A 21,501-nucleotide genomic window follows, 5' to 3' on the forward strand; every position below is an offset into this window, starting at 1 on the left:
TAGGATTGGAACGATAAATCACTTTCTTATTAGCTTCGGAAATAGGCTTTACCCTTATCGGTGTGCGGCGGTATACCAGATAGTATCAGTCTATTTTCGGAGCGATTATATGCTTTCTTTATATTCTCAGATTGTAACATCGTAAAACTAATGAAAATCTTTAAAAAATGTCTATCAAATTCACAAAAATGTCACGAATTACACTAGTTATTTCCGATATAATGAAAGTGTTAAATGAACCATTCATAACCTTCCGAATCATCATCACGAAATACAAAAATTGGAATGTGTGAAAAATGTCAAAAATACTAGGAAACCAATTGACAAAGGAAGGCATGCTAAGGTAAACTGACTTAGTGTGGAATGATAAGGTTTTCATCAAGGTATCTTGACGGTATAATTTTTTTTGCTTACATAGGAAATCTTGATAAAAATCTCTCCAAAATGACTCCCCTAAATAAAACTCTAGATTAGGAGTGGACAAAATGGGGAAAAACCCACACCTAGCAATTATATTAGTAAGTGCGGTTTCTGCTAATTTAGCGGGTGGAACACTTTTCGGAATATTCCTAGGTATAGAAGCTGATAAACTACTATCTACAAAACCAATTTTCACAATAATTTGCCTTTTAGTAGGATTAGCTGCAGGAATCTATGGAATGATTCTGACTGTAAACAAATTCACGGAGCGGGAGAAGAGTAGGGAATGACCAACATTGAAATACAATATGCCCGTCAACGGAAGTGGATGTTTTACCTTCTAGCAATACTCGTACTTGGGGCAGGCTTTACTCCTTATTTACGTATTTTCCTCGGGCTACTTTTAGGAAGTGCCATCAGTTTCTACAATCTATATCTTTTACAAAAGAAAACAATTGAATTTACGGAAGCGGTAGCAAAAAAACAGAAGACACGAGGATTAGGTACAATTTCAAGGTTTGCCGCAGCTGCGTTAGCAGTCATTATAGCACTTCGCTATGAGGAATACTTCAATATGATTGCAGTAATAATTGGATTAATGACTTCTTATTTGGTCATTATGATAGATTTTATTATGAACAAAAATAAAAACAGCGCTTGAAAGAGGGGTGAATAAGTATGGATCACGGAGCGCCGATAGTACACGACGTCTTTGGAATTAGCTGGCTTTCTTTCAATTTGTCTAACATATTTATGATTACTGTAACATCCTTAATTGTGTTTATCCTTTCTGTTCTAGGTGCTAGGAAGTTACAAATGAAACCAACTGGTGCTCAGAATGTCATGGAGTGGATTCTTGATTTCGTTAAAGGAATCGTAAATGACACTATGAATTGGAAAACGGGTAAGCTGTTTTTACCATTAGCATTAACTCTATTTTCTTATATATTAGTTGGAAATATGTTGGGTGTTATTACAAATGGAGTTTATGATCATAATGTTTGGTGGAAATCACCAACAGCAGATCCTGGTATTACCCTAACTCTAGCAGCAATGGTGATTGTTTTATCTCATTTCTATGGAATCAAACTTCGTGGTGGTAAAGAATATGTGAAATCATATTTTCAACCAATGTGGCCACTATTCCCGATTAAAATTATTGAAGAGTTTTCAAACACATTAACATTAGGTTTGCGTCTATTCGGTAATTTATATGCAGGGGAAGTATTACTTGCCTTATTAGTAGGTTTAGTCTCTTCTGGCTTCTTAGGATTTGTCGGTGGAGCAATTCCGTTCTTAGCATGGCAAGGATTCTCTATATTTATCGGAGGTATCCAAGCATTCATCTTCACAATGCTTGCAATGGTATACATCTCACATAAAGTAAGTGAAGAACATTAATCTCATTAATTAACCAGTTTTAATAGTAATCTGTTAAAACCGGAAATTATTAAAAATTTATTTATACATTTTAAGGAGGATTTTATATTATGGGAGCTTTAGCAGCAGCAGTAGCAGTAGGTTTAGCAGCACTTGGTGCAGGTATTGGTAACGGTTTAATCGTAAGTCGTACAGTTGAAGGGATCGCTCGTCAACCTGAACTTAAAGGTCAACTTCAAACTACAATGTTCATCGGTGTAGGTCTAGTAGAGGCTATGCCTATCATCGCAGTAGTTATCGCATTAATGGTAATGGGTAACTAATTCATATATCTATTAAAATGGCGAAGATTGTCCAATATAACTTCGCCGTTGTTTTTACTCAGAAACTACATGAACAATTAATGATGATTGTTGAATCAGGTTGAAAGGAGTGAATTCAGTGCAAGCATTCACTATATACGCTTCAGGTGTAATTTGGGGATTCCATGTTGGTGACATGTTATATCAATTATTCTTCTTCGCCATCTTACTTTTCTTAGTGCGCAAGTTCGCATGGGGACCAGTAATGAATATGATGAAAAAGCGTGAAGAATATGTAGCTAATGAAATCGAAGCTGCAGAACAAAGTCGTTTAGAGGCTGAGAAAGCAGCAAAAGAAGCTAATGAACAATTAAAACAAACAAAATTAGAAGCTCAAAAAATGATAGAAGATGCTAAAAATGCAGGTGTGAAGCAGGAACAAGATATTATCGAGTCTGCTCGCCAAGAAGCAGAACGCATCAAAAAAGCAGCACAAGAAGAAATTCAAAACGAAAAAGAAAAAGCACTACAAGCACTTCAAGATCAAGTTGCGTCCTTATCTGTTCTTATTGCAAGTAAAGTAATTGAGAAAGAATTAAGTGCACAAGATCAAGAGAAGTTGATCAACGAATACATTAAAGAGGTAGGAGAAGAGCGATGAGTGAAGCAGTAGTTGCCAAACGTTATGCAGATGCTCTTTTCCAACTCGCAAGCGAAAAAGCGACACTTAATGAAGTGTTAGAAGAGTTGCGTGTTGTAAGACAAGTATTCAATGAGAACAGGGAATTACAAGCATTTTTAGCACATCCACGTGTTACAAATGATAAAAAGCGTGCCTTCTTAGATGAAGTGTTCAAGGGAGTTTCTACAGATGTACTAAATACATTAAAGCTTCTTGTTGAACGTCATCGAGTAAGTGGGATCTCTGACGTTGTAGATACGTACGAATCGCTTGTTAACGAAGCTAGCGGAGTTGCGCAAGGAAAAGTATATTCTGTTCGTGAGTTATCGGATGCGGAAAAAACGGAGCTTGAAAACTCATTTGCCAAACGTTTAAACAAATCAGTGGTCAAGCTTGAAAACGTAGTAGACCCACACTTGGTTGGTGGCGTTAAAATCCGTATGGGTAATACGATTTATGATGGAACAATTAGTGGTAAATTACGCCGTATTGAGCAAAACATTAAACTTGCGAACATTTGATGATAGGGGTGAAATGGTATGAGCATCAAAGCTGAAGAAATCAGTAAACTGATAAAACAGCAAATCGAAAATTTCGATTCAGATATTGAAGTAAGTGATGTCGGAACAGTTATTGAAATTGGTGACGGTATCGCACGTGCTCACGGTCTTGACAATGTCATGTCTGGAGAGCTTGTTGAATTCTCGAATGGTGTAATGGGTATGGCTCAGAACTTAGAAGAGTCTAACGTCGGTATCGTTATCCTAGGCCCTTACACAGAAATTAAAGAAGGCGATGAAGTTCGTCGCACAGGACGTATCATGCAAGTACCAGTTGGTGAGGAGCTAATTGGTCGTGTTGTTAACCCATTAGGGCAAGCAATTGATGGTGGTAAGCCAATCGAAACGACGAAAACTCGTCCAATCGAATCTCCTGCTCCAGGGGTAATGGATCGTAAATCTGTTCATGAGCCATTACAAACTGGTATTAAGGCGATTGATGCATTAGTACCAATCGGTCGTGGACAACGTGAGCTTATCATTGGGGACCGTCAAACTGGTAAAACAACTGTTGCAGTTGACACGATCCTTAACCAAAAAGACCAAGACATGATCTGTATCTATGTTGCCATTGGTCAAAAAGAATCAACTGTTCGTGGAACAGTGGAAACATTCCGCCGTTATGGTGCATTAGACTACACAATTGTTGTAGCTGCAGGTGCATCTGACCCAGCTCCATTATTATACCTAGCACCATATGCAGGTGTAACAATGGGTGAAGAATTCATGTACAATGGTAAGCATGTACTTGTTGTATATGATGACTTATCTAAACAAGCATCAGCATATCGTGAGCTTTCCCTATTACTTCGTCGTCCTCCAGGTCGTGAAGCATTCCCAGGGGATGTATTCTACTTACACTCACGTTTACTAGAGCGTGCAGCGAAACTTAGTGACGCACTTGGTGCTGGTTCACTAACTGCACTTCCATTTGTTGAAACACAAGCAGGCGATATCTCTGCATACATTCCAACAAACGTAATCTCCATCACAGATGGACAAATTTTCTTACAATCTGACCTATTCTTCTCTGGAGTACGTCCAGCGATTAACCCAGGTCTTTCTGTATCACGTGTTGGTACTTCCGCACAAATCAAGGCAATGAAGAGCGTAGCAGGTACATTACGTCTTGACTTAGCTTCATTCCGTGAACTAGAAGCATTTGCACAGTTCGGTTCTGACCTTGATAAGGCAACACAAGCAAAGCTTAACCGTGGTGCACGTACAGTAGAAGTATTAAAACAGGGCTTACATAAGCCACTTAAAGTAGAATATCAAGTCATGATTATCTACGCACTAACAAAAGGCTTCTTAGATGATATCCCAGTTGAAGATATTACTCGTTTTGAGTCTGAATTCAATGTGTGGTTAGATTCTAATAAACCAGAGTTACTTGCTACAATTCGCGACACTGGTAACCTACCAGAAACAGAAGATTTAAACAGTGCAATTGAAGCATTTAAAAAGACATTTATCACATCTGACAATTAATAAATACCTTTAAGAGTGAAGAGTAAAAAGCTTAGGGGTTTACCGAAACGTTTAAGCTTTTTACCTCCTGCACTCTGCCTACGAAAGGGTGGTGAAAGAGCTTGGCATCACTTAGAGATATTAAAAAGCGTATTGATTCAACTACGAAAATGAAAAAAATCACAAAAGCGATGGAAATGGTATCGGCAGCTAAAATGAACAAAGCAGAGCAAAATGCGAAGAAATTTGTTCCTTATAGTGAAAAGATGCAAGAGGTTGTAGCAAACATTGCTAAAAATACCGATGCAACTCATCCGATGCTACAAACACGTGCAGTGAAAAAGACGGGTTATATTGCCATCACTGCGGATAGTGGTTTAGCCGGTGCGTATAATGCGAACATTTTACGTAATTTAAACAATACAATTCAACAAAATCACAAATCTTCTGATGAATATACGATTATTGCAATCGGACGAATGGCAGTTGACTTCTGTAAGAAGCGTAATCTTCCAATGGCTAAAAGTATTATTGGTCTTCCAGATCAGCCGTCATTTGCATTCATTAAAGAGATTGCTTCTGAAACCGTACAAATGTACAGTGATGAAGAAATTGATAAGTTAGTAATCATCTACAACCATTATGTAAGTGCAATATCTCAAGTTGTTACAACGAATCAGCTATTGCCAATAGAAAATATGAATACTGCTGGATCTAGCAGCCAGTACGAATATGAACCAGGTGAAGAAGAAATTTTAGCAGTGCTCTTACCACAGTACGCTGAAAGTTTAATCTATGGTGCATTACTGGATGCAAAAGCAAGTGAACATGCTGCACGTATGACGGCAATGCGTAGTGCAAGTGATAACGCATCTGATTTAATCGATGATTTATCCTTGTCTTACAACCGTGCTCGCCAAGCAGCAATCACACAGGAAATTACCGAGATTATTGGTGGAGCAAGCGCCCTAGAATAGTCTTAAGGAAAGTAAGTTAGGAGGGAAATCGATGAGCAAAGGACACGTTACTCAAGTAATGGGACCAGTCGTTGACGTAAGATTTGATGACGACAAGCTTCCTGAAATTTATAACGCATTAACAGTCCAACTTGAAGAAGCAAATGGTGGTGGAACGTTAACACTAGAAGTTGCTCTTCATCTAGGTGACAATTCTGTTCGTACCATTGCGATGGCTTCAACAGATGGTCTTAAACGTGGAATGGAAGTCGAGAACTTAGGTAGACCGATTTCTGTACCAGTTGGTGAAGTAACATTAGGACGTGTATTTAACGTATTAGGAGATAAAATTGACTTGGATCCAGATCTTCCAGAAGGAATTCGTTTAGATCCAATTCACCGTCCTGCTCCTAAATTTGAAGAATTATCTACTGAAACAGAGATTCTAGAAACTGGAATCAAGGTAGTTGACTTATTAGCACCTTATATTAAAGGTGGTAAAATTGGTTTATTCGGTGGTGCCGGTGTAGGTAAAACCGTATTAATCCAGGAATTAATCAACAACATCGCTCAAGAGCATGGTGGTATTTCCGTATTCGCTGGTGTAGGAGAGCGTACTCGTGAAGGAAACGACCTTTACTATGAAATGAAAGACTCTGGCGTTATCGCAAAAACTGCCATGGTATTCGGACAAATGAACGAACCACCAGGTGCTCGTATGCGTGTTGCGTTAACTGGTCTTACAATGGCGGAATACTTCCGTGATGAACAAGGTGCAGACGTACTATTATTCATCGATAACATCTTCCGTTTCACACAAGCAGGTTCAGAGGTATCAGCCCTACTTGGCCGTATGCCATCTGCCGTTGGTTACCAACCAACACTAGCTACAGAAATGGGTCAATTACAAGAACGTATTACATCTACTAATAAAGGTTCTGTTACATCAATCCAAGCGATTTACGTACCAGCCGATGACTACACTGACCCGGCTCCTGCTACAACATTCGCTCACTTAGATGCAACAACAAACCTTGATCGTAAACTTTCTGAGCAAGGTATCTATCCTGCGGTGGATCCACTTGCATCAACATCTCGTGCCCTTGACCCTGAAATTGTTGGCCAAGAGCATTACGAAGTTGCACGTGAAGTACAGGCTACACTGCAAAAGTACCGTGAATTACAAGATATCATCGCTATCCTAGGTATGGATGAATTATCAGATGATGATAAATTAACGGTTGCTCGTGCACGTCGTATCCAGTTCTTCTTATCACAGAACTTCCACGTTGCAGAACAGTTTACTGGTCAACCAGGATCATATGTACCAGTAAAAGAAACTGTAAAAGGATTTAAAGAGATCTTAGAAGGTAAATATGATGATTTACCTGAGGATGCATTCCGTCTAGTTGGTCGTATTGAAGAAGTAGTAGAAAAAGCGAAAAGCATGGAATAATATGTAGGCTAAAGGGGGATTCTCCCCCGCAAGTCTCTAGGAGGGGTTACATTGAAAACACTAACTGTGAGTGTTGTTACTCCTGATGGCCCTGTTTTAGAAGATACGTATGAAATGGTTAGCTGTAAAGCAGAAAATGGTGAACTCGGTATTTTACCAGGGCATATTCCATTGGTTGCTCCACTTGCAATCTCAGGCGTTCGCCTTAAACGTGATTCAGGTGAAGACAAGCTAGCTATTAACGGTGGATTTTTAGAGGTTCGTCCAGATAAAGTAACAATTCTTGCTCAATCTGCAGAGAGACCTCAAGATATTGATGTTGCACGTGCTCAAGCAGCAAAAGAACGTGCAGAACGCCGTCTTCAATCAAAAGAAGATCATATCGATCGAGTAAGGGCAGAATTAGCACTCAGAAGAGCAGCGAACCGATTGGACGTTGCTCAAAGATAATATATATATGAAAAACCCCCTACTACTAGAGTGGGGGGTTTTGATATTAGTTAAGAAACCACTTAGACTTAATCCAGGGGCTTACATGTTGTCAGTGGCCATATTAGTAATAGAAATCCCTGTATCACCTGTCTGGTTACCCTAACCTTAATTAAATTAGCGTTGCAATCTAGTTGAGGTTTTCCTTAAGTTTTAAAATGGTATGAAAACCATCTATTACTAACATCTCCAACCAAAATTTTTAGATCAAAAACTTCTCTAACTATATCCAAACAAAATTGAAAAAATGTTCAGCATATTTGTCGATATTTCCCGGGAAATGCAAAAAATATTGACTGAAATATTCTATATTGTCGAAGAAACGAAGGCACTTCAATTCAGTTGACATTTTAAGGAAGACATGGCATCTTCTAATAGAGTGAAACTAACGCTAAAGGTGGTTATTATGTTGTCAATTGGACAAATTGCAATGATGAGTATTATTTCGCATATTATTTTCATATACATTACATGGCGACTCATACAGACCATTAATTTTGAGCCTTTAATTCGCAAAGGGAGAGGGATGGAAGCAAGAATATTAATTCTATTCCTTACTATTGTGATTGGTACTGGTGTGAGTAGGTTCTTCTTAGAGTTTTTACAGTGGTCACTAGATCTTTCTTATCTTCTTTAAAATAGGAAGTTGTACAAATCTATTAAACTATTAAAAACAATGTATGTAATGTCTCTCTCTTGTTCATACTGATGGTAAGTTGAACAAGGGGGATTTACTTATGAAAAAAGCTTTAGTTATATGTCTAATTGTATTATTTTATGCTAATACAGCCTTAGCGGTTGAAAAGGAACAATACGAATTAGTAGATATTGCTGATTTTATGTTAGAGAATAATTTAGCAATTAAGGAGTGGCAAGTAACATTAAAAGAACATCTTGAAGTGGAAAGATTAGAAGCACTTATACAAGAGCTAAGTACTAGCCATTCCATCACAAAACAAGAAAATGAAAACAGTACGATATATTTAGCAACAAACACTCAAAAAAAACATGATATAAACGTAAATTATAGTGTGATTTTCCCCAAAGACAAGCATTATAAATCAGAATTAGTGATAACAATTAATGGAACCTCATGGAAAGAGGAAATGGAATCATCTTATATGCAATTATTGTCGGTATTAACAAAGAAATATTTCACAGATGATATTAAAATATTCTCTTGTATGACTACTATGGCTGATGATATAATGGAAAATGGTTATATTGCGGATTTTTTTATTGAAAAATTCAATTTGCAACATGTAAAGGAACAATATGACACGATAAAATCAACGAAAAATGCAGAATATATATATGGGTATACGTCGTTTTGGGGACGAAAAATTACCATTCAGGATACGCCGGTAAATGTACAAATTGTTACAGAGATACTTGGCAATGGTGATGTCCAATACACGATTGGAACACCTATCCTAATAAATGAATATTAATATAGGGAAATTGGATCTGAAGGAGATTTGGAATATGGATAAAATCATCGTAAGAGGCGGACAGCAATTGAATGGTAATGTTCATGTAGAGGGTGCGAAAAATGCCGTTCTACCTGTAATTGCTGCGAGTATTCTTGCTAGTGAGGGAACTAGCGTTGTTCATGATGTCCCAGCTCTAGCTGATGTTTATACAATTAATGAAGTGCTACGAAATATGAATGCTGATGTTCAGTTTGAAGATAATAAAGTGTTGATTGATGCTTCAAAGGAATTAAAGACGGAAGCGCCATTTGAGTATGTTCGAAAAATGCGTGCCTCCGTTCTTGTTTTGGGTCCATTATTAGCACGTTATGGCCATGCAAATGTTGCTATGCCTGGTGGATGTGCAATTGGCTCAAGACCGATTGATTTACACCTAAAAGGCTTTGAAGCAATGGGTGCTAAAGTCCATGTTGGGAATGGCTTTGTAGAGGTAGAGGTTGACGGTAGGCTGCAAGGTGCTAAGATTTATCTTGATGTACCTAGTGTAGGTGCTACCGAAAATATTATGATGGCAGCGACATTAGCCGAAGGTAGAACCTTCATTGAAAACGCTGCAAAGGAACCAGAAATTGTTGATTTAGCTAATTTCTTGAATAAAATGGGTGCGCGAGTTGTTGGTGCAGGTACGGAAACCATTCGAATCGATGGTGTAGAGAAATTATATGGCACGGTTCATTCTATTATTCCAGACCGTATTGAAGCAGGTACATTCATGATTGCAGCAGCAATTACTGGTGGAAATGTATTAATTGAGAATGCTGTTAGTGAGCATTTAAGACCGTTGATTTCTAAACTAGAGGAAATGGGTGTAACCATCTTTGAAGAAGAGAATGGCATCCGTGTTATCGGTCCAGATGTTTTAAAAGCAACAGATATTAAAACGTTACCACATCCTGGTTTTCCAACCGATATGCAATCACAAATGATGGCGTTAATGCTATGTGCCCATGGTACAAGTGTGATTACAGAAACTGTATTTGAAAATCGCTTCATGCATGTGGAAGAATTCCGCCGCATGAATGCGAAAATGAAAATTGAAGGACGTAATGTTATTATCGACGGACCATCAGAACTTCAAGGTGCAGAAGTTGCTGCAACTGATCTACGTGCAGCAGCTGCATTAATTCTTGCTGGACTTCGTGCGAATGGTTTAACAAGAGTTACAGAACTGAAGCATTTAGATCGTGGATATGTAAACTTTGCTGGAAAATTAGCAAGCCTTGGTGCCGATATCGAACGTGTAGATGAAAACGGAGATATCGTAAAACCACATGAAATTAATTATGTAGCAGAGTTATCTTAATAAAATACAAGAGATTAATAGAGTGGAGCACGCTGATTTTGTGCTTCACTTTTTTATTTCTTTACCCCCCCCACACTAAAAACAATAAATTCCATTAATTGAAATAATGATAAATATTATAAATTATCTTGCAATTCAATGGTATAAAAGGTAAAATATTATCATATTAACCTAACTTACTTAAGGGAAAATGTCGAGTTTTGCCACTACTACATGATGATTTCTCCTCCCAAAGCTCGTTATTTTCCTATTGTTATTTGACACTACTCCATTATCCAATCATCTATATCAAATCCAATCATATAATTTAATAAAAACATCTAAAGGGGACATAGTATGAAACTTTATCTATCAGTCGATATGGAAGGGATCACCGGTTTACCAGATTACACGTTTGTTAGCGCTTCCATGCATAATTATGAACGTGCTCGCAAAATCATGACCGATGAAACGAATTATGTGGTCGATGCTGCATTTCAATCTGGATGTGATGAAGTACTAGTTAATGATAGTCATATGAAAATGAATAATATTCTAATTGACCAGCTCCACCCAGAAGCACAGCTGATTACAGGTGGAATTAAAACGTATTCCATGGTGCATGGGTTGGATGATAGTTTTAGTGGCGCAATGTTTATTGGCTACCATACAAGAGCAGGTATGCCAGGGGTAATGTCACACTCGATGATACATATGGTACGAAATTTCTATATAAACGATATACAGGTTGGAGAAATAGGAATGAATGCGATGGTTGCAGGATACCATGGTGTACCGGTGCTGCTGGTGTCAGGGGATGATGAAACAGCAAAAGAAGCAGAAGAACTAATTCCGAATATAACGACAGCGATTGTGAAGGAAGCCGTTTCCAGATCTGCTACGAAAAGCCTTACACCGAAAAAAGCAGGGGAACTATTACAAGAAAAGGTTAAACAAGCAATTGAAAATCGTCATCAGGTTAAACCATTACTTCCGCCGGACAATCCAGTCCTAAAGATAGAATTTGTCAATTATGGTGCCGCGGAATTGGCGCATATGATGCCGGGAACGGAAATTATTCCTGGAACGACAATTGTAACCTATCAGGCTAAAGATATTTTGGAAGCTTATCGAGCACTACTTGTCATGATTGAGCTTGCTTACTATACACAATATGCATAATAGGGGCGAACAGTATTGAAGGAGCTTACGGAGCGAATACGTGAAATGACAGTACAAGCTGGAGGCAAATGGGGGATATCATTATTCGATTTAGATCGGAATGAGTCCTGGGGAATGAATGAGCAGGAAGGCTTTTATTCTGCGAGTGTGATTAAAGTACCAATCATGATCGCTGCTTTTGCTCGAAGTCACCAAGGCGAGATTAAGCTTGGGGATCAATTGGAGTTAAAACGGGAGGATGTTGTTGGTGGTAGTGGTGTCTTACAGTATTTGACCCCTGGGACTTATGTTAGCATCTATGATTTAATCACCTTGATGATTGTCCAGAGTGATAATACGGCAACGAATATGCTGATTGACTTATTAGGTGCGAAGTATATCCAGCAAACGCTGGAAGCTATCGGGTTAGAGAAGAGTAAGTTTTATCATAAGATGATGACGATGGAAGTAGATCGTGAAGGTAGAAATACGATAACAGCACAAGAAATGACAGATATGTTGAGAAAGCTAGTAACAGGAAAGATTATTTCTGTTTATGCTTGTGAGCACATGATAGAAATTATGAAGAAACAACAAATTCGCGATTCGTTACCAGTAAAAATACCAAAAGCAGACGATACGGTGATTGGTACTTTACCAGAATGGGAGCTTGCTAATAAAACAGGTAATGTATTCGGAATCCGTCATGATATAGGCGTTTTCTATGTGGAGAAGCGTACATTTATAGCTTCCATTTTAACGAGTGGCTTGGATGAGCTAGAGTCACCAGAAATGATTGGCAGAGTTGGTCTGGAAATCTATCACTATCTTAAACAAGAAAATTAGGATTATCTCATAAAGAGAGGCAAGTTATCATAGCTTATTTTTAGAAGCTTATCTACATTATCTGCGCTTATTTGAGCGTATCGATACAGGAGTTGGAGGCAGTGCTGAAATATATTTTAAAGCGATTATTCATCATGGTCATAACACTTTGGATCATTATAACCTTGACATTCATCCTAATGATCTCAGTCCCGGGATCGCCCTTTAACAGTGAAGGGAATTCCAATGAGATTGTCCAACAAAACTTAGAGAGACATTACAATCTTGATAAGCCATATTATATACAATATCTTCTCTACTTGAAGTCAATTGTAACATTAGACTTTGGTCCATCCATTAAACAACCGAATCAGACGGTAAATGATTTATTAGGAAGAGGGTTCCCGATATCTGCTGAATTAGGGATTGTTACGATTGTTGTTGCGGTTATTTCTGGAATTATATTAGGAATTCTTGCTGCACTACGGCATAATGGCGTCATTGATTATTTAGCGATGGGGATTGCAGTACTGGGTATTTCCATACCAAACTTTATACTAGCAACAATTTTAATACAAAAACTAGCCGTTGATTGGGAGATATTCCCGGTTGCGACTTGGAAAAGCCCCATGCATATGGTCCTTCCCGTCATAGCACTTGCGACAGGGCCAATGGCGATCATTGCCAGGTTAACGAGATCAACAATGCTCGAGGTCCTGACACAGGATTATATAAAAATGGCACGTGCAAAAGGATTACCACCATGGAAAATTATCTTCAAGCACGCACTTCGTAATGCGTTGATGCCGGTTATTACGATAATGGGAACCTTAGTTGCAGGTATTATGACTGGATCCTTTGTTATCGAACAAATTTTTGCAATACCAGGAATGGGTAAATACTTTGTAGAGAGTATTAATCACCGAGATTTTCCTGTCATTATGGGAACGACGGTATTTTATAGTGCATTTTTAATCATTATGCTATTCCTAGTAGATATCGCTTATGGAATATTAGACCCAAGAATTAAAGTAAGCAAGAAGGAAGGGGAATAATATGAAAGCAAATCAAAATCCCCAACATTTCTCAAGAGATAATGTACCAGATGAATGGTTTACATGGCGGGAAAAGAATAAGCGTGAACAAGAAGTTGTGGCAAGGCCATCCCTTTCTTATTGGCAGGATGCATGGCGCAGATTGAAGAAGAACTATTTAGCGATGGCTGGTTTAGTATTTTTAATTCTATTAATCTTGATGGCTATTTTCGGACCGATTATCTCCCCATACGATGCTAATACACAAGTATTATCCAAACAATATCAGCCACCTTCGTTAGAGCATTGGTTTGGAACAGATGGTGCTGGTAGAGATGTATTTACTCGAACATGGCATGGAGCGAGAATTTCCCTCTTTGTCGGGTTTATGGCGGCACTTATTGACGTTACTATCGGTATTATCTGGGGAGGAATATCCGGCTATAAGGGTGGACGTACGGATAATTTCATGATGCGTATTATTGAAATTTTATATGGGATTCCCTATTTACTAGTTGTTATTTTGTTGCTAGTAGTATTAGGACCAAGTTTATCAACGATTATTATTGCCCTGACCGTCACGGGATGGGTCGGCATGGCTAGGATTGTCCGGGGCCAGGTCATGCAGATTAAAAACTATGAATACGTCCTAGCCTCTAAATCATTTGGGACGAAAACACCTCGGATTATCCGAAAGAATTTGTTACCGAATTCGATGGGCCCAATTATTGTGCAAATGACCTTAACCGTACCATCGGCAATTTTTGCAGAGGCATTCTTAAGCTTTATAGGACTAGGTATTTCGTCACCAAACGCGAGCTGGGGTGTGATGGCCAATGATTCACTTGGTGCCATCCTATCTGGAAATTGGTGGACATTATTCTTCCCAGCATTTTTTATATCCTTTACGATGTTTGCCTTTAATGTTCTAGGGGATGGATTACAGGATGCGCTGGATCCGAAATTAAGGAAGTAGGTGTAGGGATGGAAAAAATTCTAGAAGTAAAAAACTTACATGTTACCTTCACAACCTATGGAGGTACCGTCCAAGCGGTAAGAGGTGTGGACTTCCATTTAAATAAAGGCGAAACACTAGCAATCGTAGGAGAGTCTGGTTGTGGGAAAAGCGTTACATCCAATGCGATTATGCGCCTAATTCCAAATCCTCCCGGTAAAATTACGGCTGGAGAAATCAAGTTCAAAGGGAAAGACTTAACTAACATTTCGGAGAAGCAAATGCGTTCTGTTCGCGGTGTAGATATCTCGATGATATTCCAGGACCCAATGACGGCGCTGAATCCTACTTTAACGATAGGAACCCAGCTTACGGAAGGTTTGAAGCAACACCGGAAACTATCCGATAACGAAGCCAAAAAACGCGCTCTGGAGATGATGGAACTAGTTGGTATTCCTAATCCAGTGGAACGAATGAAACAGTATCCACACCAATTTAGTGGTGGAATGAGACAGCGTATTGTCATCGCGATAGCGCTAATTTGTGAGCCTGAATTATTAATTGCAGATGAACCAACAACGGCACTGGATGTAACGATTCAGGCCCAAATTTTAGAGTTGTTTGAAAAGATTCAAGAGGTTACAGGTGTCTCTATTATCCTAATTACACATGATCTAGGGGTCGTTGCCAAAATTGCCGACCGTATTGCTGTGATGTATGCAGGAAAGATTATCGAAACAGGGACAAAGCGGGATATTTTCTATAACCCTGAGCATCCGTATACGAAAGGCTTATTAAACTCCGTTCCGCGCTTGGATATGAAAGGAAAACTAAAGCCAATCGATGGGACACCACCAGATTTATTCTCACCTCCAAAAGGATGTCCGTTTACTGCAAGATGTCCTTTTGCGATGGAGGTGTGTAATAAAGTTTACCCGGAATCTACTACCATTAGTGATTCACACACTGTGGATTGCTGGTTGCAGGATGAACGGGCAAAAAAATTACTGGCCAAGATGGTCACAAACTAATGAATAAGGGGGATAAAAGATGAAGAAGTTTCTGTTTCTATTGTTTGCAGTATTAACAGTAGTGGTGTTAGCTGCATGTACTGCCAGTGAGGATACTGATGGAGAAGATCCTACAGAAAACGTTGATGAGCCAGATGGGGATGACAATGGCGAAACAGCAGATGCAGATGGCAAAGTACTTCGCCTGAATAATGGCACAGAGCCAACATCATTAGATCCATCGATTGGATTTGATGCTGTATCATGGGATCCACTGAATAACTTGATGGAAGGTCTTACAAGACTAGATAGCGACCATAGAGCAGGTCCTGGAACCGCAGAAACATGGGACATCTCAGACGATGGTCTAACGTACACATTCCATTTGCGTGAAGATGCTAAATGGTCGAATGGCGACCCTGTGGTGGCGGAGGATTTTGTATATGCCTGGAAGTATATGCTTGATCCAGAAACAGGTTCTCCTGCAGCATTTTTAGGTTACTTTATTGAAGGAGCTGAAGCCTATAACAGTGGGGAAGGGTCTGCTGATGATGTAAAGGTCACAGCAAAGGATGAGAAGACATTGGAGGTTGTGTTAGCGCAGCCAACTGGTTTCTTCCTAGATGTATTAACAAACCCTGCATTCTTCCCGATTAACCATCAAGTGGCACAAGATAATCCTAAATGGCATGCAGAAGCAGATACATTTGTTGGAAATGGTCCATTTAAATTGGAGTCTTGGAAGCATGATGAGGAAATGGTGTTCGCCAAGAATGAACATTATTGGGATGCGGATGTCGTGAAGCTAGATAAAGTTCATTTTGCTATGATTAACGATTCCAATACCCAGTATCAAATGTTCCAAAGTGGGGACTTAGATACAGCGAGTATTCCACCAGAGCTTTCAGACCAATTAATTGATGGAGATAATGTATTTATCGGTCCATATGGTGGATTAGAATTCTATCGTTTTAACCTAACAATGGAACCATTCCAAAATAAGAAAATACGCCAAGCGTTTGCTTATGCGGTTAACCGTGAGGACATCGCTCAGTACGTTGTGAAAAACGGAGTAGAACCAGCATTTGGGTTCATTAATCCTGGTTATACAAGTCCAACAGGAGAAGATTTCCGTGATGTAAATGGTGATCTTGTACCGTTTGATCCAGAACGTGCCAAACAGTTACTGGACGAAGGTATGGCGGAAGAGGGCTATGACGAGCTTCCGGAAATTGTATTAACTTACAGTACTAGTGATACGAACAAAGCGGTAGCGGAAGCATTACAATCGATGTTCCAGGAACACTTAGGGGTAGAAGTGAAATTAGAGAACCAAGAATGGAATGTATTCGCTGAAGCCCAACAAGCATTAAATCTACAATTCTCACGTAGTTCCTTTATCAATGACTACAATGACCCGGTTAACTTCTTAGAGAGCTTTGTCACGGATTCTTACATGAACCGTACTGGTTTCTCTAGTGAAGAATATGATGCTTTAATCGCTAAAGGTAAATCCGCAACCGATGAAGAAGAGCGTTGGGAGGCTTTATACGAAGCGGAAAAAATGCTAGCAGATGAAATGATGGCATTCCCGATTCGTTACTACAATACTGTAGTACTAGAAGCAGATGGTGTGGAAGGAATCCTACGCCACCCTGTTGGATACTTTGACTTGAAGTATGCGGATAAGAAATAAGCAAAAGGGATTGGGTGTATAGTTGATGTAAGTAGATAAGGGAAGGATTTAATCGAAGCATTGCATATAGGAGAAGGCTTCTCTCGCGTCTTCTGTTTGCATGGCTATGTACACAATTTGACGCTCTCGGAAGTAAACTTTTTTAACGAAGGATTGGCTCACTGATAGTGTGAGCTACTCCTTTTTCATTCATTATCTACATACAGAAAGAAGGTATTCAGATGCTACTTCCTAAAAAGTTATGTAAAGGTGATACCATTGGTGTAGTTGCCCCTGCAAGCCCTCCAGATATGAAACGCCTCCAACAAGCTATTCCTTTTTTCACGAATTTAGGTCTCAACGTGAAGCTAGGGAAATATATCAATCAAACATATGGTTATTTAGCCGGAACAGATGAACAACGCCTTAGAGATTTGCATGATATGATTGCCGATAAAGAAGTCAGCGCCATTATCTTTGCGCGCGGTGGTTATGGAACCGGGAGAATAGCTGCCTCGATTGATTACGAGTTAATAAAAGACAATCCCAAAATTATGTGGGGATATAGTGATATTACCTACTTACATACTGCGATTAGGCAAAAGACCGGACTTGTTACCTTTCACGGACCGATGCCCGCCTCTGACATAGCAGACCCGAGTTTTGATGAAATATCTAGCAACTCCTTTTGCCAATTATTTCATCCAATAACCCTTGTTTATGACGAGCGTATAGCGCCACTCGAAGTGCTAGTAGAAGGAGAAGGTACTGGGGCATTAGTAGGGGGAAATCTTTCCCTTATTACGAGTACACTGGGAACGGAATTTGAAATTGAAACAAATGGAAAAATCCTTTGTTTGGAAGATATAGGGGAGCTCCCATACCGAATCGATTCTATGCTAAATCAATTGAAGCTAGCGGGGAAACTAGATCAAGTATCGGGAATTGTTATTGGGGACTTTGCCAATGCTGACCCTAAGGATAAGTCTTCCTTATCATTAAAAGAAGTGTTCGAATATTATTTGGGTGACTTACATTGTCCGGTAATGACAGGCTTTAAAATTGGGCATTGCTTCCCGCACTTCGCTGTTCCATTAGGTACAGAAGCGACTTTGAATACCGTAAATAAAACCTTAACCATATGTCCGGGGGTTCAAGAATAATGAAAATACAGCAAATAGAAACGTTTAGCGCTGCCATTCCTTTGAAGAAGGCTTTTAAAACCGCACTCAGAACCGTGACAGTGGCTGAAACCATTGTAGTAAAGGTTATCTGTGATAATGGCATCATTGGCTATGGGGAGGCACCACCTACCCATGTCATTACAGGTGATACATTAGCTAGTATTCATTATACGATTACAAACGTTATTTCCCCTGCTCTAATCGGGGTGTCATGCCTAGAGCGAGAACGGATTTTTGAAAAGCTGAATCATGTCATCGTTGGGAACACAAGTGCAAAAGCAGCAGTGGATATGGCGATTTATGACTGTATTGCACAACATGCCAATATGAGCCTTGGGCAATTTTTAGGAGGCTATCAAACGAATATCGCAACGGATTATACCGTTAGTGTTAATAGTCCGGAAGAAATGGCACAGGATGCAGAAGCATATGTGAAGGATGGTTTTTCTGTCCTGAAGGTAAAAGTAGGAAAAGATGTCATCGAGAAAGACATCCAACGTATTCAAGCGATCCGTAAACGTGTAGGGCCGGATATTACGATACGGTTAGATGCTAACCAAGGTTGGAATCCAAAAGAAGCAGTCCGAGCCATTCAAAAGATGGAAGAGCTTGGATTAGGAATTGAATTTATCGAGCAGCCGGTAAAAGCACATGACCTACAAGGGTTAAAATATGTCACCGATAATACCCAGATTCCCATTATGGCAGATGAAAGTGTCTTTTCCGCAAGTGATGCAAAGACAGTCTTAGAGCTAGGAGCGGCCGATTTAATCAATATAAAACTAATGAAATCTGGTGGCATACAGGAGGCCATTAAAATAGCGAAACTAGCAGATGTTTATGGGGTAATGTGTATGGTTGGTAGTATGATTGAAACGAAAATTGGTATTACAGCTGCAGCACATTTCGCTGCTAGTCAGCCTAATGTACACTATTATGATTTTGACGCCCCATTAATGCTAGCGGCGGACCTGATCCAAGGTGGGATTACCTACAGTGATAGCGCTATCTCATTCGGTGAGGAAGCTGGATTAGGAATCAAAGCATTAAATGAAGAATACCTAGTGGAACACTAAATCACCATTTGGAAAGGGGATACGATGTATGTTTAAGCAAGATTTTCCATTACCAGATTCATTCCATGTTGCCACAGTTCAGGTGGCAACTGTTTGGACGAATCCCGAGTCTACAAGAGAAATAGACCAACCGGGAATCGCTAATCCAACTAATATAGAAAAATGGTTAGCGGCGTTATCTAACGAGGAAAAAGTGGCCTTATGTAATGATAATCGTGTACAGACACAGTTGCTATATGGGGAAATCGCTGTTGTTACAGAAATAGAGGGGGAATGGGCAAAGGTTACGATACCAAGCCAGCCTTCAAAAAAGGATTCGAACGGGTATCCAGGATGGGTGCCGTTGAAACAATTGCAGCCAGTATCTAAAACCTCCTGGATTCGACCAGAAACTGCCGTAATTCGGGAAAAGCATGCTTGGTTAGAGAATGAATCGGGAGAAAAGTTACTTAAATTGAGCTATATGACGTGCTTACCAGTGGTACAGGTTAAGGGGGACCGGGTTGAGGTTATGACACCAGATGGTTCGAGATTTTTACCGAAGCAGGTAGTAGAAATCTTTCCTACGGATAAAGGCGGTCCTAAAGGGAATGGAGATAGCATGATAGAAGCAGCTGAAGCGTATGTAGGATTACAATACCTCTGGGGTGGTATGAGTTCGTTTGGCTATGATTGCTCTGGTTTTGCCTATAATATGCATAAGGCTAATGGTTATCAGATTAGTAGAGATGCATCCGATCAAGCTGCATTTGGCAAGGAGGTTCCTTTTGACCAACTACTCCCTGGTGACTTATTATTTTTTGCTTATGAAGAAGGAAAAGGAAGTATTCATCATGTTGGATTTTATTATGGGGATGGAAAGATGATTCATTCGCCAATGACTGGAAGAGGAATTGAGATTATTAGTTTGAAAGATACAAAATACGAGAAAGAGCTCTGTATAGCGAGACGATATTGGGAATCGGCAGGTGTGTAGAATATGGTGGCAGAAAAGATATTAGAAGTTAAACAGTTGAAAAAATATTTTGACCTGGGAAAGAACCAGGTTTTAAAGGCGGTTAATGATGTCACCTTTCATGTGAACAAAGGGGAAACCTTTGGACTGGTAGGGGAATCTGGCTGTGGAAAGTCGACGATTGGGCGAACGATTATCGGTCTTTATAACCGGACAGAAGGAGAGGTTCTGTTTAAAGGACAGAATGTGCATGAATTAGATGAGAAGAAGATGTTCCAACTACGTCAAAAAATGCAAATGATTTTCCAGGACCCGTATGCATCATTAAACCCACGCTCTACCGTACGAGAGGTTATTGCGGAGCCAATGGAGGTTCATAAACTATATAAAACAAAACAAGAACAAACGGAGAGAGTTTATCAATTGCTAGAAGAGGTAGGATTAAACCGTGACCATGCAAACCGCTATCCACATGAATTCAGTGGTGGGCAGCGACAACGGATTGGTATTGCCCGCGCGTTAGCACTTAACCCTGATTTCATTATAGCGGATGAACCAATCTCGGCACTGGATGTATCGGTTCAAGCACAAGTAGTCAATCTACTAAAGGAACTACAAGAGGAAAAGGGGCTTACGTTCTTATTCATTGCTCATGACTTATCGATGGTAAAGCAAATTTCAGATCGGATCGGTGTCATGTATTTAGGAAATATGGTAGAGCTGACGGATAGTGAGCATCTCTATGAAAATCCTCTTCACCCTTATACTCAAGCACTACTTTCCGCTATCCCAATTCCAGACCCAGATATCGAAGAGTCAAGGGAACGAATTATCCTACAAGGGGAATTGCCAAGTCCAATCAATCCACCAAGTGGCTGTGTGTTCCGAACCCGCTGTCCATTAGCGATGGATATTTGCGGAAAGGAAAAACCAGAATGGCAAGAGGTAGAGGAGAATCATTATGTAGCTTGTCATTTATATCATGAAAAAGGGAAGAAAAGCCAGATCCGAGAACCAATCGTGAATGTAAGGTAAGCTATTTGGAAGGAGGGAGAGGTGGATTTTACTTAGAAAGTTTCAATGTCCCCCTGGCTGGCAAAGGGTAAGGGTACATAAATCATTTTTGTACCCTTACT

General features: G+C 39.6%; 23 protein-coding genes. All 23 read left to right on the forward strand.

Going from position 1 to position 21,501, the window contains the following annotated elements; translation table 11 throughout:
* Positions 1-485 precede the first annotated feature (485 nt).
* The 23 genes from MKY78_RS12725 (at position 486) to MKY78_RS12835 (ending at position 21,400) form a co-directional block, all read left to right on the forward strand.
* The gene (locus MKY78_RS12725) at positions 486-710 is read left to right on the forward strand and encodes an AtpZ/AtpI family protein (RefSeq protein ID WP_339213141.1); all 225 of its coding nucleotides are present in this window, start codon (positions 486-488) and stop codon (positions 708-710) included.
* Positions 707-1,081 (forward strand): ATP synthase subunit I, encoded by a 375-nt coding sequence (locus MKY78_RS12730; RefSeq protein WP_339213143.1) that lies wholly within the window; start codon positions 707-709, stop codon positions 1,079-1,081. The genes MKY78_RS12725 and MKY78_RS12730 overlap by 4 nt, the downstream gene beginning before the upstream one ends.
* 17 nt (positions 1,082-1,098) lie before the next feature.
* Entirely contained in the window at positions 1,099-1,821 is a 723-nt protein-coding gene (gene atpB / locus MKY78_RS12735) for a F0F1 ATP synthase subunit A (protein WP_339213144.1), read from the forward strand.
* Between the two features lie 89 nt (positions 1,822-1,910).
* Positions 1,911-2,123 carry a F0F1 ATP synthase subunit C gene (atpE, locus tag MKY78_RS12740; RefSeq protein ID WP_186868331.1) on the forward strand — a complete coding sequence of 71 codons (213 nt, stop codon included), beginning with the start codon at positions 1,911-1,913 and terminating at the stop codon, positions 2,121-2,123.
* A 118-nt stretch (positions 2,124-2,241) separates the two neighbouring features.
* Positions 2,242-2,763, forward strand: coding sequence for a F0F1 ATP synthase subunit B (gene atpF / locus MKY78_RS12745; protein WP_339213146.1), 522 nt, complete (start codon positions 2,242-2,244; stop codon positions 2,761-2,763).
* The gene (locus MKY78_RS12750; protein WP_339213147.1) at positions 2,760-3,305 is read left to right on the forward strand and encodes a F0F1 ATP synthase subunit delta; all 546 of its coding nucleotides are present in this window, start codon (positions 2,760-2,762) and stop codon (positions 3,303-3,305) included. The genes atpF and MKY78_RS12750 overlap by 4 nt, the downstream gene beginning before the upstream one ends.
* A gap of 18 nt (positions 3,306-3,323) precedes the next feature.
* A complete protein-coding gene (gene atpA / locus MKY78_RS12755; RefSeq protein ID WP_339213149.1) occupies positions 3,324-4,835 on the forward strand; it encodes a F0F1 ATP synthase subunit alpha in 1,512 nt (503 codons plus the stop codon).
* Positions 4,836-4,936: 101 nt separating this feature from the next.
* Positions 4,937-5,791 (forward strand): ATP synthase F1 subunit gamma, encoded by an 855-nt coding sequence (gene atpG / locus MKY78_RS12760; RefSeq protein ID WP_339213151.1) that lies wholly within the window; start codon positions 4,937-4,939, stop codon positions 5,789-5,791.
* Between the two features lie 31 nt (positions 5,792-5,822).
* Complete coding sequence (atpD, locus tag MKY78_RS12765; RefSeq protein WP_339213153.1) at positions 5,823-7,226, forward strand: F0F1 ATP synthase subunit beta; 1,404 nt, start codon at positions 5,823-5,825, stop codon at positions 7,224-7,226.
* A gap of 51 nt (positions 7,227-7,277) precedes the next feature.
* Positions 7,278-7,676: a F0F1 ATP synthase subunit epsilon gene (locus MKY78_RS12770; RefSeq protein WP_339213154.1), complete on the forward strand. Its 399-nt coding sequence runs from the start codon at positions 7,278-7,280 to the stop codon at positions 7,674-7,676.
* Between the two features lie 445 nt (positions 7,677-8,121).
* Positions 8,122-8,352: a DUF1146 family protein gene (locus MKY78_RS12775; protein WP_211741210.1), complete on the forward strand. Its 231-nt coding sequence runs from the start codon at positions 8,122-8,124 to the stop codon at positions 8,350-8,352.
* A gap of 100 nt (positions 8,353-8,452) precedes the next feature.
* Complete coding sequence (locus MKY78_RS12780; RefSeq protein WP_339213155.1) at positions 8,453-9,166, forward strand: YwmB family TATA-box binding protein; 714 nt, start codon at positions 8,453-8,455, stop codon at positions 9,164-9,166.
* 34 nt (positions 9,167-9,200) lie between these two features.
* Positions 9,201-10,511 carry a UDP-N-acetylglucosamine 1-carboxyvinyltransferase gene (gene murA, locus MKY78_RS12785; RefSeq protein ID WP_339213156.1) on the forward strand — a complete coding sequence of 437 codons (1,311 nt, stop codon included), beginning with the start codon at positions 9,201-9,203 and terminating at the stop codon, positions 10,509-10,511.
* 336 nt (positions 10,512-10,847) lie between these two features.
* The gene (locus MKY78_RS12790) at positions 10,848-11,672 is read left to right on the forward strand and encodes a M55 family metallopeptidase (RefSeq protein WP_339213158.1); all 825 of its coding nucleotides are present in this window, start codon (positions 10,848-10,850) and stop codon (positions 11,670-11,672) included.
* Positions 11,673-11,687: 15 nt separating this feature from the next.
* A complete protein-coding gene (locus MKY78_RS12795) occupies positions 11,688-12,497 on the forward strand; it encodes a serine hydrolase (protein ID WP_339213159.1) in 810 nt (269 codons plus the stop codon).
* 101 nt (positions 12,498-12,598) lie between these two features.
* The gene (locus MKY78_RS12800) at positions 12,599-13,531 is read left to right on the forward strand and encodes an ABC transporter permease (protein ID WP_339213161.1); all 933 of its coding nucleotides are present in this window, start codon (positions 12,599-12,601) and stop codon (positions 13,529-13,531) included.
* 1 nt (position 13,532) lies between these two features.
* On the forward strand, positions 13,533-14,486 hold the full coding sequence (locus MKY78_RS12805) for an ABC transporter permease (protein WP_339213163.1): 954 nt from the start codon (positions 13,533-13,535) through the stop codon (positions 14,484-14,486).
* An 8-nt stretch (positions 14,487-14,494) separates the two neighbouring features.
* On the forward strand, positions 14,495-15,496 hold the full coding sequence (locus tag MKY78_RS12810; RefSeq protein ID WP_339213165.1) for an ABC transporter ATP-binding protein: 1,002 nt from the start codon (positions 14,495-14,497) through the stop codon (positions 15,494-15,496).
* A gap of 19 nt (positions 15,497-15,515) precedes the next feature.
* Positions 15,516-17,171 (forward strand): peptide ABC transporter substrate-binding protein, encoded by a 1,656-nt coding sequence (locus MKY78_RS12815; protein ID WP_339213167.1) that lies wholly within the window; start codon positions 15,516-15,518, stop codon positions 17,169-17,171.
* A 221-nt stretch (positions 17,172-17,392) separates the two neighbouring features.
* Positions 17,393-18,313, forward strand: a complete 921-nt coding sequence (locus MKY78_RS12820) for an LD-carboxypeptidase (protein ID WP_339213169.1) — start codon at positions 17,393-17,395, stop codon at positions 18,311-18,313.
* On the forward strand, positions 18,313-19,410 hold the full coding sequence (locus MKY78_RS12825) for a dipeptide epimerase (RefSeq protein WP_339213171.1): 1,098 nt from the start codon (positions 18,313-18,315) through the stop codon (positions 19,408-19,410). Before MKY78_RS12820 ends, MKY78_RS12825 begins: the two co-directional genes overlap by 1 nt.
* A 28-nt stretch (positions 19,411-19,438) precedes the next feature.
* Positions 19,439-20,386 carry a C40 family peptidase gene (locus tag MKY78_RS12830; RefSeq protein ID WP_339213173.1) on the forward strand — a complete coding sequence of 316 codons (948 nt, stop codon included), beginning with the start codon at positions 19,439-19,441 and terminating at the stop codon, positions 20,384-20,386.
* Between the two features lie 3 nt (positions 20,387-20,389).
* Positions 20,390-21,400 (forward strand): oligopeptide/dipeptide ABC transporter ATP-binding protein, encoded by a 1,011-nt coding sequence (locus MKY78_RS12835; RefSeq protein WP_339213175.1) that lies wholly within the window; start codon positions 20,390-20,392, stop codon positions 21,398-21,400.
* The last annotated feature ends 101 nt before the right edge of the window (positions 21,401-21,501 follow it).

This window comes from Ornithinibacillus sp. FSL M8-0202, from assembly GCF_037975285.1.
In the GTDB taxonomy this organism is placed as follows: domain Bacteria; phylum Bacillota; class Bacilli; order Bacillales; family Amphibacillaceae; genus Ornithinibacillus; species Ornithinibacillus massiliensis.